The organism is Enterococcus sp. AZ084, from assembly GCF_051714905.1.
Lineage (GTDB): Bacteria > Bacillota > Bacilli > Lactobacillales > Enterococcaceae > Enterococcus_B > Enterococcus_B pernyi.
Map to the genome: position 1 here is coordinate 987,667 of NZ_JBIOSS010000001.1, position 14,098 is coordinate 1,001,764.

Sequence of the window (14,098 nt, forward strand, 5' to 3'; positions counted from 1 at the left end):
GTATACTAGCATAGAAACAAGGATTTTATCGTTTAGGAGGGCAAAAGATGAAAATTGGTTTTATCGGTACAGGAGTTATGGGAAGCGCGATTGTTCGTCATTTACAAAAAGCTGGCCACGAACTGACTGTTTATAATCGTACGAAAGCAAAAGCTGCGCCACTTATGGAAGAAGGGGCAGTATGGGCAGATAGTCCACAAGAAGTAGCTGAGATGAGCCAAGTTATCTTTACAATGGTTGGCTATCCTCAAGATGTGGAAGAAATCTATTATGGTGAGAAAGGCATTTTCCAAGCAGCTATAAATGGAAAAACAGTCATAGATTTAACGACAAGTACGCCAACACTTGCTGAAAAAATTGCAGCAAGCGCACAAGAGCTTGGAGCGGATGCCTTAGATGCCCCTGTCTCAGGAGGCGATCTAGGTGCAAAAAATGGCACCTTAACGATCATGGTAGGTGGAAAAGAGAATGTCTACGAGCAAGTATTACCACTATTTCGTGAGTTTGGAACAACATTTACGTTACATGGTTCAGCTGGAAAAGGACAACATACAAAAATGGCAAACCAGATCATGATTGCCGGAACAATGACTGGTATGACAGAGATGCTTGTTTATGCACAGAAAGCTGACTTAGACTTAGAAAAAGTGATTGCCACGCTTTCAGGCGGTAGTGCGGCAAACTGGTCATTAAGTAATTATGCACCTCGTATTTTACAAGAGAACTATACACCAGGATTTTTTGTCAAACATTTTATCAAAGATTTGAAGATTGCTTTAGCCGAAGCAGAAAAAGTAGGGTTGGATTTACCAGCGACCAAAGAAGCCCGAAAGCTGTATGAGAAGTTAGCAGAAAAGGGTTTTGAGAACGATGGAACACAAGCATTGATCAAGCTTTGGTGGGAAGATGGCAGACAGCCGAAAAAAAAATCCTAAAAAACTAGTTTTTTTGGAGAAAATCAATGCAAGTCGACGATGCTTTTGATACAATATAACAGAACTAAGAAAAGGAGGACCTCCGATGGCACATTCACAATTAGTCGCAATCATTAAACGACTGGAGGCTATGGTCGAATCAGCAGACAATGAGCTGCAAGTTCGTCGTTTTGAAAAAGAGGGCGTAGAAAAATGCACCGTAACTTATGATAAAGCGACAGAAACATTTGAACTAACTGAAACAGACACACATCAACAATACGAATTCGACAATATCGATATCGTTGCGATGGAGATCTATGATTTGATTCAATAAGATTTCGAGCTAGCTAAAAGAGCCTGGGATTCAACCAATGCGTTGGATTCCAGACTCTTTTTTTGTTTCCTGTTCGTCTTTTGCCAGTTTACGTTGGTAGCTGATCAAGATTTGAACAGGATCGATTTCTTCTTGAGACAGTTGTCGCTTGAGTGACAACCTATTGTCTTTTTCATAATAGAAATGAGGCGCTTGTCCAGGTTCTGTGATCGTTGTATCAGCCACTTGACCGTAGGAAACCAAGAAATGCTTGATCTTGGTCTCATCGCTAGCTAACGGCATGCTCAATGTGATTCTCGGTGTTCGTAAAAATTTTTTTTGTTCTTGTATCCGACCAGTAAAGTACGTGATCAATTCGATATCTCGTTGTAGAATAGCCGCCTTCTCAAAATTAAGCTGGTTAATAAAATGTAATTGTCGTTTTTTTAAATAGCCTAACAATTTCTTGTTTCTTCCTTGCAATAGACCTTGGATCTCTTTCTTTTTTTGGTCAAAGCTCAATGCCTTCATTTCAGGAAGTTGAACTTGTAACGCCAAATGACTGATTTCAGAAAGCCAAGGCATTTGATAGTTTTCTTCGATGATTCGAAGGATACTAGGCATTTTTTTATAAAGACGAAAAGGGCCATAAGTTCTTGCGGTAGGAATATTCGTGAGAAAAAGACCATCGGATTGAATATGTAAATAGTTATAGTTGTCAAAATAATTCATCCGACGATTGTAGATAGGACGATAGTGTTGGATCAATTGACACTCTAATAATAAGGCATCTAGTTCAGTATCAACGACAACGATCTCAAAATCTGCAATCGAACGAACTAAGCGCAAGACTTTTTTCGAGTGTTGTTTATTTTGATGAAAATACGTACTTACGCGATTTTTTAAATTTTTAGCTTTCCCCACATAAATAATTTTTCCATCGCTATTTTTCATCAAGTAAACGCCAGGTAATAAAGGCAGTTTTTTTACTTTCTCTTTTAAGTGCATAAGCGCTCCCCTAATTGAATTTGAACTAAAAATATTATAACAGATTTAAAAAAATGAACAATAAAAGGGATTATATTTTATAAATAAATTATAGAGATACTTTGACAATCAAAATATTTTTTTTCTTTTATTTTAATTTTTAGAGGTTGAAAGGTTGATAATAAAGCATTTTATCATAAATTTAAAATTAAAAAAAATTAATAATGCAAAAAAATCTAGTTAAAAGGTTGCATTTTGAAAAAAGTTAAGATATAGTTTGAACATCAAAAGATTTGATAATCAAACTAATTTTAGTGGATGGTGGAACATGGAACCTGATTTTAATACAGTAAATGATTATCTCGTTAGTGTCTTCAATGATATTTTGACGATCGAAGAATCCGAATTAAAAAAGTCACAATTCAAAGATCTGTCGATTACAGAGATGCATACGATCGAGGCAATCGGTATGTACAAGAAAAAGACAACTTCAGAAGTAGCCAAAGAACTGTCGATTACTGTTGGGACCTTGACCACTGCTATCAACAAGTTAGTTAGGAAAGGCTACGTTGAGCGTATCCGTAGTGAAGACGACCGACGAGTGGTGAAGCTGGGGTTGACCAAAAAAGGTAAGTTACTTTACCGCGTGCATCAGCATTTCCATCGTGAAATGGTCAAAAACATTATGGATGGTATGGCTACCGACGAACAACAAGCTTTGCTGTCTGCATTGAAAAACTTGCATGATTTCTTGCGAGATTACAAGTGAGGAAGTTTAATGGAACAATTTGGAACGATCACAGCAACGGCAAGTGTCTTACCGGAAAAAATCATCACAAACGATGATCTCTCAAAAATGATGGACACTTCGGATGAATGGATTTCATCCCGTACAGGAATCAAAGAGAGACATTGTGTGACCGAGCAGGAGACTTCCGATTTGTGTTACCTCGTTGCCGAAAAATTACTAAAGAAAAAAACACTTGATCCAAAGGAACTCGATTTTATTATCGTTGCTACGATGTCGCCTGATTATACATCGCCTTCTGTCGCAACTTTAGTTCAAGGAAGGATCGGCGCAACCAAAGCAATCGCCTTTGATATCAGCGCCGCATGTTCAGGATTTGTTTATGCCTTGAGTGTTGCAGAGAAACTGATTCGCTGTGGCTCAATGAAAGGTTTAGTAATTGGTGGCGAAACATTATCTAAACTGATTGATTGGACGGATCGTTCAACCGCTGTCTTGTTTGGTGATGGTGCTGGTGGGATTTTGTTAGAAGCTGGCTCAGATCAAAAATTATTGAGAGAATCGCTAGCGGCAGATGGTTCGCGTGCGAAATCTCTTACTTCTGGCTATCTACCAAATCAATCGCCTTTATACACGAAAGATTCAGAAGGTTCTTACTATTTAAAAATGGTTGGACGGGATATTTTTGACTTTGCTGTAAGAGACGTCGCGATGAACATCAAGGAACTCATTCAAGACACACCTGTTGATTATCTGCTTTTGCATCAAGCAAACTTACGAATCATCGAGAAGATTGCTCGCAAGGTAAAAATTCCCCAGGAGCAATTCCTAACGAACATGGATAAATATGGCAATACTTCCGCAGCAAGCATCCCGATTCTTTTAGATGAAGCGATAGAAAGCGGAAAAATTACCTTAGGTCAAAAACAAAAAGTGGTATTTACAGGTTATGGTGGAGGATTGACATGGGGAAGTATCCTCATGGAACTATAAACTGATAAAAATAAAAAATATAAAATAAAGAAACAATATCGGAGGAATTATCATATGGTATTCGAAAAAATTCAAGAAATCATTGCGGAAGAATTAGGGAAAGACACAGAAGAAATCAAATTAACGACAAACATCCAAGAAGACCTTGAAGCAGATAGCTTGGATTTATTCCAAATCATCAACGAGATCGAAGATGAATTTGATGTGAAAATCGAAACAGAAGACGGCATCAAAACAGTTCAAGATTTAGTCACTTATGTTGAAAAACAAACTGCATAATCATCAAGATTAGGTTGGGGGCTGGGACATTTTCCGAAAAAGGAATGTCTTAGCCTTTTTTTAAATGAAACAAAAAGCTATCTATCCTGAATATAAATTGGAGACTATGATGAAAACAGCATTTTTATTTAGCGGACAAGGTGCACAATACCAAGGAATGGGTCAAGACCTCTACCATGAACCCATCGTGAAACAGACTTTTGATGAAGCTAGTCAGATCTTGGGCTATGATATGGCGGAGCTTTGTTTTTCAACAAATGAACGTTTGGATCAAACGATCTATACGCAGCCGGCTATTTTGACTGTCAGCATTGCGTTCTATCGTTTGCTGAAAGAACATGGGATTACTCCTCAAGCCGTTTTAGGGCTTAGTTTAGGTGAGTATTCTGCTTTAGTAGCCAGTGGTGCGCTCTCCTTTAGTGAAGCAGTCGCATTGGTCGAAAAAAGAGGCACGTTTATGACAGACGCTGCACCTACCGGTAGTGGGAAAATGGTAGCAGTGATGAATGCACCCGCAGATGTCATCGAAGAGTGTTGTAAACAAGCGGAACAATTGGGGATCGTTTCCCCTGCAAATTACAATACACCACAGCAGATTGTCATTGGAGGCGAAGAAAAAGCAGTGGATCAAGCGGTAGCACTATTACAAGAACAAGGAATCAAACGAATGATCCCCCTTAATGTAAGCGGCCCTTTCCACACAGCAATCTTGGAACCTGCTGCTAAACAATTAGCAGAAGAACTAAGCAAGATAGATTTTTCAGAACCTGAGATACCAGTGATCAGCAACACCACGACAGAGATCATGATGAAAGAAAGAATCCCAAGTTTACTTGAACAACAAGTGATGAAACCCGTTCGTTTTTACGAAAGTATCGAAAAACTTAAAGATTTAGGGATCGACCAAGTGGTCGAAGTCGGGCCTGGTAAAGTATTGAGCGGCTTTATGAAAAAAATCGACAAATCGATAGCAGTCGTACGCGTTGAGAATCAACAAACATTTGAAGAAACAATCAATCTATTGTCATAGGAGGCAAGTTATGGACGTAACTGGAAAAAATGTATTTATTACAGGCAGTACACGAGGAATTGGTGAAGCAATCGCTTTAGCATTTGCCAAAGCAGGGGCAAACATCTTCTTAAATGGTCGTGGAGAGATCCCAGCCGAAAAAATCAATGCGATCAAAGCGCATGGGGTTGAATGCGTAGGGATCTCAGGTGATATCTCCGATTATGATAAAGCAGGAGAGATGATCAAAGAAGCAGAACAGCAGTTAGGTTCTGTCGATATCTTGGTCAATAATGCAGGAGTTACGAATGATAAACTTGTCTTACGCATGGATGCAGATGATTTCAAAAAATGTTTGGATATCAATCTAACAGGAACTTTCAATATGACACAGCACGTGTTAAAGAAAATGATGAAAAAAAGAGAAGGCGCGATCATCAATCTTTCAAGTGTTTCAGGATTGATCGGTAACTTGGGTCAAGCCAATTATGCAGCAAGTAAAGCAGGAGTTGTCGGTTTTACTAAATCTGTGGCAAGAGAAGTTGCTACACGAGGAATCACATGTAATGTGATTGCTCCGGGATTTGTCACTACAGATATGACAGATGTTTTATCCGAAAAAGTAAGAGAACAAGCAGAAAAACAAATTCCAATGCAACGTTTTGGCCAAGTGGAAGATATTGCGGAAGCCGCATTGTTCTTAGCGAAAAGTTCGTATATCACAGGTCAAGTCATCAATGTTGACGGCGGATTGGTCATGCACGGATAGGGAGGAAAATTTATGAATCGAGTAGTAATTACAGGTTATGGAGTCACTTCACCGATCGGTAACGATGCAGATAGTTTTTTAGCTAGTTTAAAAGCTGGGACAAATGGCATTGCACCGATCACAAAATTTGATGCAACAGATACAGGGATCACTTTAGCAGGTGAAGTAAAAGACTTTCCTTTTGATAAATACTTTGTAAAAAAAGATAGCAAACGTATGGATATGTTTTCAATCTACGGCATTTATGCTGCAATGGAAGCATTGACGATGAGTGGGATCGAAAAAGAAGCGATCAACCAAGACCGTTTTGGCGTGATCGTTGGCTCGGGGATCGGTGGTTTACCAACCATCGAAAGTCAAGTCATCCGTATGCACGACAAAGGAGCAAATCGTGTATCACCGATGTTCGTTCCAATGTCGATCGCTAACATGGCAGCTGGTAATATTGCGTTGCGTGTAGGGGCGAAAGGGATTTGTACGTCGATCGTGACCGCTTGTGCCAGTGGAACGAATGCCATTGGGGAAGCATTCCGCAACATCAAACATGGTTATTCCGATATCATCCTTGCAGGTGGAACAGAAGCAACAATCTGTGAAATGGGGATCGCGGGATTTGCGGCATTGACTGCTTTGTCAACATCGACAGATCCTGAACGTGGTTCGATGCCATTTGATGAAGACCGTAATGGTTTTGTCATGGGTGAAGGGGCAGGAGTATTAGTCCTTGAATCACTGGAGCATGCACAAGCTCGTGGCGCAAAAATTTATGGTGAAGTCGTGGGTTACGGCTCAAATTGTGATGCTTACCATATGACAGCTCCAACACCAGATGGTTCTGGTGCGTCAAAAGCAATGAAATTGGCGATGGAAGAAGCCGGGATCGATGCAAAAGAAGTGGGCTATATCAACGCACACGGAACAAGTACACCTGCAAACGATCAAGCAGAAGCTAAAGCGATCCAAATCGCATTAGGAGACTCTTTCAAAGAAACCTATGTCAGCAGTACGAAATCAATGACTGGTCACTTATTAGGTGCTGCAGGTGGGATTGAGGCGCTTGCCACTTTGATGGCGTTAGAGCATCAGTTTATTCCACCAAACATCAATGTTGAAAAACAAGATCCTGAAATCGATCTGAACGTTGTGATCAACGAAAGTAAACCAGCTGAACTGTCTTATGCTATGAGTAATTCACTAGGATTTGGTGGACATAATGCTGTACTATGTATGAAACGCTGGGAGGAATAATGTTGAAGATCAATGAAATCAAAGAATTAGTCAGTCAATTTGATCAGTCAACTTTAACAGAATTTGACTTGAAAGACGGACAATTTGAATTATATATGAATAAAAATGAAATGAGTCGGGGAATGGGGCAAACAGTACCAACAACGAGTGCTTCTGAACCACAACCTCAACAAGTTGTACCGGCTTTACCAAAAGAAGAAAGCCATTCTGTTCAACCAGAAGCAGTTGCGCCGACAATTGATGGCACTGAAGTGAAATCACCAATCGTTGGAATCGTCTATCTACAACCATCTCCTGACAAACCAGCATTCAAAAAAGTAGGAGATAAAGTTGCTAAGGGTGAAGTGATCTGTATCATTGAAGCAATGAAATTGATGAACGAAGTAACGAGTGATGTCGATGGTGAGATCGTTGCGATCTTGATCGACAATGAAGAAGTCGTAGAATACGGACAACCACTCTTTATCATCCAACCAAATTAAGCCAAGGAGAACCAGACCTATGAATATACAAGAAATCAAAGAAATCATCCCTCATCGCTATCCGCTGTTGCTGATTGATCGAGTGGAAGAAATCGTCGAAGGCGAACGGATCGTTGCTAAAAAAAATGTGACGATCAATGAACCTTTTTTCCAAGGACATTTTCCAGAAGAACCTGTGATGCCGGGGGTATTGATCGTAGAAGCGATGGCCCAAGCAGGAGCAGTAGCTCTATTATCATTGGAACAGTTCAAAGGAAAAACTGCTTACTTTGGCGGATTAGATAAAGCGAAGTTTCGTAAAAAAGTGACTCCTGGAGATACGTTGATATTAGAAGTGGAAATCACTAAAATCAAGTCTTCTGCAGGAATAGGCAAAGGAATTGCAAAAGTGGACGGCAAAAAAGTTGCTGAAGCTGAATTAACCTTTATGATTGGATAGGTGAGTTATGTTTTCAAAAGTCTTGATAGCAAATCGCGGCGAAATAGCCGTACGGATCATTCGTGCCTGCCGTGAGCTTGGAATCCAAACCGTTGCGGTCTATTCTGAAGCGGATGCGGAGGCATTACACACACAATTAGCAGACGAAGCCGTCTGCATCGGTCCTGCAAGAGCAACAGATTCCTATTTGAATGTACAAGCAGTTCTAAGTGCAGCCATCGTTACAAAAGCAGAAGCAATCCATCCTGGATTTGGATTCTTATCTGAGAACAGTCGATTTGCTTCGATGTGTGAAGAATGTAATATCGTCTTTATTGGACCTAAAAGCAAAACGATCGATGATATGGGGAATAAAATCAACGCACGTCAGTTGATGCAACAAGCAGATGTTCCTGTGATCCCAGGTAGTGATGGTGTGCTATCGACTGTTGAAGAAGCACTTGAAGTGGCAGAAAAAATTGGCTATCCAGTGATGCTCAAAGCCGCCGCTGGTGGTGGCGGTAAAGGAATCCGCAAAGTCTTGTCAAAAGAAGAATTACCACAACATTTTTCATCCGCCCAACAAGAGGCAGCAGCTGCTTTTGGTAACGATGATATGTATTTGGAAAAAATCATTTATCCCGCAAGACATATTGAAGTGCAAATATTAGGTGATCAATTTGGTCATGTTCTGCATCTAGGTGAACGTGATTGCTCCTTACAACGGAATAATCAAAAAGTCTTAGAAGAATCACCATCTGTTGTGATCTCTGAGGAAAAACGAAATCACTTAGGTGCAGCAGCTGTCAGAGCAGCAAAGGCAGTGAATTATGAAAATGCAGGAACAATCGAATTTTTAATGGATGAATCCGGTGATTTTTATTTTATGGAAATGAACACCCGCATCCAAGTTGAACATCCAGTAACAGAAATGGTCACAAATATCGATCTTGTCAAAAAACAAATCGAGGTTGCGGCCGGACGACCACTAGAGATCCGACAAGAAGACATCATTTTCCAAGGGCATGCGATCGAATGCCGGATCAATGCAGAAAATCCAGCATTTCATTTCGCTCCTTCACCAGGCAAAATCAAGAATTTGTTGCTACCAGCTGGTGGTATGGGATTAAGGGTCGATAGTGCGGTTTATTCAGGTTACACGATTCCGCCTTATTATGATTCAATGATTGCTAAGGTCATCGTACATGGCGATACACGTTTCGATGCGTTGATGAAAATGCAACGGGCATTGAGCGAGATCGTGACAGATGGCGTGATCACGAATGCTGAATTCCAAATGGATCTGATCAGTCACCCTGCAGTGATTGCTGGTGATTACAGTACCGCATTCTTACAAGAAGAGTTTTTACCAAACTGGATTCCCGAGACGGAGATAGGAGACGAATAAGATGGCTTTATTCAAAAAGAAAAAATACATTCGAATCAATCCTAATCGAGAAATCAAGCCAACGAATGCACCATCGGTCCCTGACAATATGTGGGCGAAATGCCCAAATTGTAAACATATCATCTACACAAAAGATATCGGGGAAGAAAAAGTATGTCCACACTGTAGTTATAACTTTAGGATCGGCGCATGGCAGCGATTAGCGTTGATCATTGATGAGAAAAGTTTAGAGGAATGGGATACGGATCTCGTCACAAAAGATCCTCTTGATTTCCCTGATTATCAAGAAAAGATCGGCAAGATGCAAGAAAAGACTGGCTTACATGAAGCAGTTCTAACTGGTCAAGCGACTATTGAAGGCATTCCTTTTGCTATTGGTGTCATGGACCCTAATTTTATCATGGGAAGTATGGGCACGATCGTAGGGGAAAAGATCACTCGTTTGTTTGAACGTGCGGCGAGTAAAAAATTACCCGTCGTATTATTCACTGCTTCAGGGGGCGCCCGGATGCAAGAAGGAATTTTCTCTCTCATGCAAATGGCCAAAATCTCCGCAGCGGTCAAACGTCATAGCAACAAACAGCTATTTTATTTGACGGTCTTAACAGATCCAACGACAGGTGGCGTTACCGCCAGCTTTGCGATGGAAGGGGACATCATCTTAGCTGAACCACAAAGTTTGATCGGCTTTGCTGGCCGCCGAGTGATCGAACAAACGATCAAACAAGAACTACCAGAAGATTTCCAAAAAGCAGAATTTTTACTGGAACATGGCTTTGTGGATCAAATCGTTCCAAGAAAAGAACTCAAGGACACGATCCATCAATTATTAGAATTGCATACGCAGAAAGGATGGATCAACCATGAATAAAACTGCTCATGATATCGTCCAACTGGCGCGGGCAAAAGATCGTTGGACAAGTCTTGATTTTTTTGAAACGATTTTTGAAGGCTTCCAAGAGTTTCATGGTGATCGCTTATTTGGTGATGATGAAGCGATTGTCGGAGGTGTGGCAAAACTAGCCGGAAAACCTGTGACCGTCATTGGCATCCAAAAAGGCCGTGACTTGCAAGAAAATATTCGCCGGAATTTTGGTTCACCTCATCCAGAAGGTTACCGTAAAGCACTGCGTTTAATGAAACAAGCAGAAAAATTCAATCGTCCGGTCATCACGTTGATCAACACTGCAGGTGCCTATTGTGGGATCGGTGCAGAAGAACGTGGCGAAGGGGAAGCGATTGCCCGTAATCTATTGGAAATGTCTGATTTGAAGGTACCGATCATCAGTATCATTATTGGTGAAGGCGGTAGTGGCGGGGCATTAGCCTTGGCATTAGCCGATGAAGTCTGGATGTTGGAACAAACGATCTATGCTGTTTTATCACCAGAAGGCTTTGCTTCCATTCTTTGGAAAGACGGCAGCCGAGCAGCCGAAGCCGCTGAATTGATGAAAGTTGCCGCTGGTGAATTATTAGAGTTAGACGTCATCGATCGAGTGATCCCAGAAACATTCAATGGAGAGCCTTTAGGCAAAGAAAAAGTTGCGCGTATGATGCAAAAAGCATTGATCGAAAAACTGACCGAACTCTGTCAGAAACCAACCGAAGAATTGATTGAACAACGCTACCAACGTTTTCGTAAATATTAAAAAGATTTTTGATTTAAACTGTAGAGAATTGCCTCTACAGTTTTTTCTGATTTATCCTATAAAGGGATAAATATTGGATTATGATTTATATATTTAACGTGTTCATTTGGATGGTTTACTAGTTAAAATGAAAAATAAATTAGGATAAATGTATTTTTTTAGGTAAATAACTTGTTTTTATACTTAAATTACGAGTTAAATGGTAAAATAATTAGTTGTAAGGGAGGTTAGAGGATGTATTCTAATTTAGATGACTTTTTAGAAAATGATAAAAGTGTTGAAGAAAAAAAATATAAGGTTAATGAGATGATCAATAGTCTAGATTTTGATCAGTTATCACAAGCTATTGAGTTTTTAAGTGAACCTTTTTTTACTAATAAATTAAAAGATTATTTACTAGATTCTAGGTTACCAGATATAGAATCGAAGGAATTTTTATTCCTTATTCAAGCCAAAAAATATAATGGTAACATAGTGAGAAAAATAATGAATAGAGCAGATATTAGTAACTATTATTTAAATAAATTTATTCATAAGTATGATTTACAAGAAATATCCAGTGGGATTTATATTTTTCCTCATAAAAGCCTAGACGCACCGTTCTTATTTCAATCTCAATATTCTAAAGCGGTTATTTCACATGAATCGGCTTTGTATATGCTAGATTTGAGTGATGTGATTCCGAAAAAAACCATTATTAGTTTGCCAAAGGATTACAAACTCTCTCAATTAGAAAAAAATTCAAATCAATACATTAAGATTGATAAAGGAGTATACAATAATAATAAAGCTCTTGTTCTGAGTTATTATGAAAATGATCCCATATTCGTAACGAAAAATAATCCAATAGAAAGTAGCCAGATCGTTTTAAAAAAAACAATGAAGAATAATCTTGTTAGAGTCACATCTGCAGAGAGAACTATAGCAGATATATTGACTCCTAAATCTAATATTGAAGAAGAGGTTAAAAATGAAGCTCTTAGAAGATATTATGATTTATATTCTCGAGATAGTAACAGATTAAGAAGAATAGCGTACAAACAAGGTGTATTGAAGGAGCTAGACAAGTATTTGTGGGAGTTGCAATTATAATAAGAAGGGTGTACTGACTGATGAATTCAAACAGACTAAAAGACATCATAAAGACTAAAAATTTAGGAATAAGTTTTGAAGAATACAGAATAAGATACGCAACTGAACGATTTTTATCTAGATTGCAAGAAAGTAATTATAAGGATAACTTTATCATTAAGGGTGGCTTTTTATTGGGAGCTATTTTTAAAGTAGAGCAAAGAACAACAAGAGATTTGGATACGTTAATAAAAGAAATATCAGTAGATAAAATGAATATAACTAGAGTACTCGAAAATATTGTTAGTATTGATCTAGATGATGGAGTACAATTTAAGTTGATCAGTTTGATGGCTTCCCAGCAACAGCGTAAATATGAAGGTTTTCGAGCCAAATTCAAGATGAACTTTTTAGAAGAAAAATCAATCGTTCAGTTTGATCTAGACTTAGGTGTTGGTGACACTATAACTCCTAAAGCAGAAGTTATAGATATACCACTACTTTTCAATGAGAAAAAGGGAGAACGTAAATCAATTACTTTGCAGGCTTATCCAATTGAGACTATTCTTGCTGAAAAAACAGAAATAATATTGGATTTAGGAACAAAAAACTCCAGAATGAAAGATTTTTACGATATACATTTAATCTTAAATTATCAATATAAACCGAGTGTTACTAAATGTTATGAGGCTTTTGAGAATACATGGCTGTTTCGTCATAAGGAACTGCCTATTGATAAAGAACGGTTTGAGGATTGGCTTTTTATAGTTGACGAAATAATTGTAAATGAAAAAATGAATGATATTTATTGGAAGAATTACATTAAAGACAGAGAGTATGCTAAACACCTAAAATTTAAAACAATTCTCAGGCAATTCAAAGAGTATTTAGAAAAATTACATAAAGTGTACTTAGAATGATAGGATATAGAATAAAAACAAAAGCTACTAGGTTATTACATAATCAAATATACCATTTAAAAGAAAGCTACTGTGGTTCTACGTGTTTTAATTTATCCTAACGTCAAATAGCTAATTAACAATACGTTAAAAAAAGTAATACCCAAAAAATAACTTTTTTGTATTACGCCTTCCCTTTTTTATTTTTTACAATCTCATTATAGTCAGTTCTGTATTAATAACCGAAATACAAAATGTTTTATGTTATTTTTAATAAATATGATATCCTTGTTAAAAAGGAGTTGATCTTGTGTTTAATAAGTTGTTAAATGTTCTTTTTTATGGATTGTTGCTTTCGGTAATGCTATTTTTGGTTGGTTGCTCTAAAACGGCTGAATCTCAATTAAAAAACGCCGAGATCGTTCAAGTGACGAATGCTGGGACGCTACAAAACAGAGGAAGTTATACTCTTAAAGAGGGAAATTTAGAAATCATGAAAGAAATCCAACTGGCACAAAACCTTGATCAAGATCCCGCAGGTTTAAAACTATCAAGCAGTGAAGAACAAGAAATCAAAAGTTTGCTGACACCAGATTTTACATCCGCAGAACAAGACCTAAAAACGAATGAACTTTTTCAAACATTTGTTAAAGAAATCGAACATGTAACACTCGAAGTCAATCAGGAGAAGAAAACGACAACATTAGTCGGAAAGGATTATCGAAAAGAATTATCTTGGATAGATGAAACGGGGAATCGCTTAGCTGACATACATAAGATTGAATATAGTTTTGTGTCAGGGGATGAGGAATAGTTGAGTAAAGGAGTAGCCTAAAAAAATTCCTCTTCTTGCAAAATGATTTTTGAAGAAGAGGAATTTCAGAATAATTTGAACAGAAAGAAGGGGG

17 protein-coding genes are annotated in these 14,098 nt (G+C 38.4%); 16 read left to right on the forward strand and 1 reads right to left on the reverse strand.

Annotated features, from left to right (window positions below; genetic code table 11):
• Nucleotides 1-47 precede the first annotated feature (47 nt).
• Nucleotides 48-935 (forward strand): NAD(P)-dependent oxidoreductase, encoded by an 888-nt coding sequence (locus tag IGI79_RS04630; protein WP_010735882.1) that lies wholly within the window; start codon nucleotides 48-50, stop codon nucleotides 933-935.
• Between the two features lie 85 nt (nucleotides 936-1,020).
• Nucleotides 1,021-1,251, forward strand: a complete 231-nt coding sequence (locus tag IGI79_RS04635; protein WP_010735881.1) for a YkuJ family protein — start codon at nucleotides 1,021-1,023, stop codon at nucleotides 1,249-1,251.
• 30 nt (nucleotides 1,252-1,281) lie between these two features.
• Here the strand turns inward: IGI79_RS04635 and IGI79_RS04640 are convergent, their stop codons facing one another.
• On the reverse strand, nucleotides 1,282-2,238 hold the full coding sequence (locus IGI79_RS04640; protein WP_195273395.1) for a GIY-YIG nuclease family protein: 957 nt from the start codon (nucleotides 2,236-2,238) through the stop codon (nucleotides 1,282-1,284).
• 307 nt (nucleotides 2,239-2,545) lie between these two features.
• Between IGI79_RS04640 and fabT the strand changes: the two genes are divergently transcribed.
• From fabT to IGI79_RS04710, 14 genes are all read left to right on the forward strand, one after another.
• Nucleotides 2,546-2,986 carry a fatty acid biosynthesis transcriptional regulator FabT gene (fabT, locus tag IGI79_RS04645; protein WP_010735879.1) on the forward strand — a complete coding sequence of 147 codons (441 nt, stop codon included), beginning with the start codon at nucleotides 2,546-2,548 and terminating at the stop codon, nucleotides 2,984-2,986.
• A 9-nt stretch (nucleotides 2,987-2,995) separates the two neighbouring features.
• Nucleotides 2,996-3,958 (forward strand): beta-ketoacyl-ACP synthase III, encoded by a 963-nt coding sequence (locus IGI79_RS04650; RefSeq protein ID WP_195273396.1) that lies wholly within the window; start codon nucleotides 2,996-2,998, stop codon nucleotides 3,956-3,958.
• 54 nt (nucleotides 3,959-4,012) lie between these two features.
• Nucleotides 4,013-4,237, forward strand: coding sequence for an acyl carrier protein (locus IGI79_RS04655; protein ID WP_010735877.1), 225 nt, complete (start codon nucleotides 4,013-4,015; stop codon nucleotides 4,235-4,237).
• A gap of 109 nt (nucleotides 4,238-4,346) precedes the next feature.
• On the forward strand, nucleotides 4,347-5,267 hold the full coding sequence (fabD, locus tag IGI79_RS04660; protein ID WP_104775548.1) for an ACP S-malonyltransferase: 921 nt from the start codon (nucleotides 4,347-4,349) through the stop codon (nucleotides 5,265-5,267).
• 10 nt (nucleotides 5,268-5,277) lie between these two features.
• Nucleotides 5,278-6,015, forward strand: a complete 738-nt coding sequence (gene fabG / locus IGI79_RS04665) for a 3-oxoacyl-[acyl-carrier-protein] reductase (protein WP_010735875.1) — start codon at nucleotides 5,278-5,280, stop codon at nucleotides 6,013-6,015.
• A 12-nt stretch (nucleotides 6,016-6,027) separates the two neighbouring features.
• Nucleotides 6,028-7,263, forward strand: coding sequence for a beta-ketoacyl-ACP synthase II (gene fabF, locus IGI79_RS04670; protein ID WP_438845727.1), 1,236 nt, complete (start codon nucleotides 6,028-6,030; stop codon nucleotides 7,261-7,263).
• A gap of 2 nt (nucleotides 7,264-7,265) precedes the next feature.
• A complete protein-coding gene (gene accB, locus IGI79_RS04675; protein ID WP_317742961.1) occupies nucleotides 7,266-7,745 on the forward strand; it encodes an acetyl-CoA carboxylase biotin carboxyl carrier protein in 480 nt (159 codons plus the stop codon).
• 19 nt (nucleotides 7,746-7,764) lie between these two features.
• Nucleotides 7,765-8,184 carry a 3-hydroxyacyl-ACP dehydratase FabZ gene (gene fabZ / locus IGI79_RS04680; RefSeq protein WP_010735872.1) on the forward strand — a complete coding sequence of 140 codons (420 nt, stop codon included), beginning with the start codon at nucleotides 7,765-7,767 and terminating at the stop codon, nucleotides 8,182-8,184.
• A 7-nt stretch (nucleotides 8,185-8,191) separates the two neighbouring features.
• Nucleotides 8,192-9,571 (forward strand): acetyl-CoA carboxylase biotin carboxylase subunit, encoded by a 1,380-nt coding sequence (locus IGI79_RS04685; RefSeq protein WP_108145803.1) that lies wholly within the window; start codon nucleotides 8,192-8,194, stop codon nucleotides 9,569-9,571.
• Nucleotide 9,572: 1 nt separating this feature from the next.
• Nucleotides 9,573-10,442 carry an acetyl-CoA carboxylase, carboxyltransferase subunit beta gene (gene accD, locus IGI79_RS04690; RefSeq protein WP_019723306.1) on the forward strand — a complete coding sequence of 290 codons (870 nt, stop codon included), beginning with the start codon at nucleotides 9,573-9,575 and terminating at the stop codon, nucleotides 10,440-10,442.
• Complete coding sequence (locus IGI79_RS04695; protein ID WP_010735869.1) at nucleotides 10,435-11,220, forward strand: acetyl-CoA carboxylase carboxyl transferase subunit alpha; 786 nt, start codon at nucleotides 10,435-10,437, stop codon at nucleotides 11,218-11,220. Before accD ends, IGI79_RS04695 begins: the two co-directional genes overlap by 8 nt.
• A 234-nt stretch (nucleotides 11,221-11,454) precedes the next feature.
• Nucleotides 11,455-12,312, forward strand: a complete 858-nt coding sequence (locus IGI79_RS04700) for a type IV toxin-antitoxin system AbiEi family antitoxin domain-containing protein (protein WP_438845728.1) — start codon at nucleotides 11,455-11,457, stop codon at nucleotides 12,310-12,312.
• A 20-nt stretch (nucleotides 12,313-12,332) separates the two neighbouring features.
• The gene (locus IGI79_RS04705) at nucleotides 12,333-13,211 is read left to right on the forward strand and encodes a nucleotidyl transferase AbiEii/AbiGii toxin family protein (protein WP_019723304.1); all 879 of its coding nucleotides are present in this window, start codon (nucleotides 12,333-12,335) and stop codon (nucleotides 13,209-13,211) included.
• 289 nt (nucleotides 13,212-13,500) lie between these two features.
• Nucleotides 13,501-14,004, forward strand: coding sequence for a hypothetical protein (locus tag IGI79_RS04710; RefSeq protein WP_438845729.1), 504 nt, complete (start codon nucleotides 13,501-13,503; stop codon nucleotides 14,002-14,004).
• The last annotated feature ends 94 nt before the right edge of the window (nucleotides 14,005-14,098 follow it).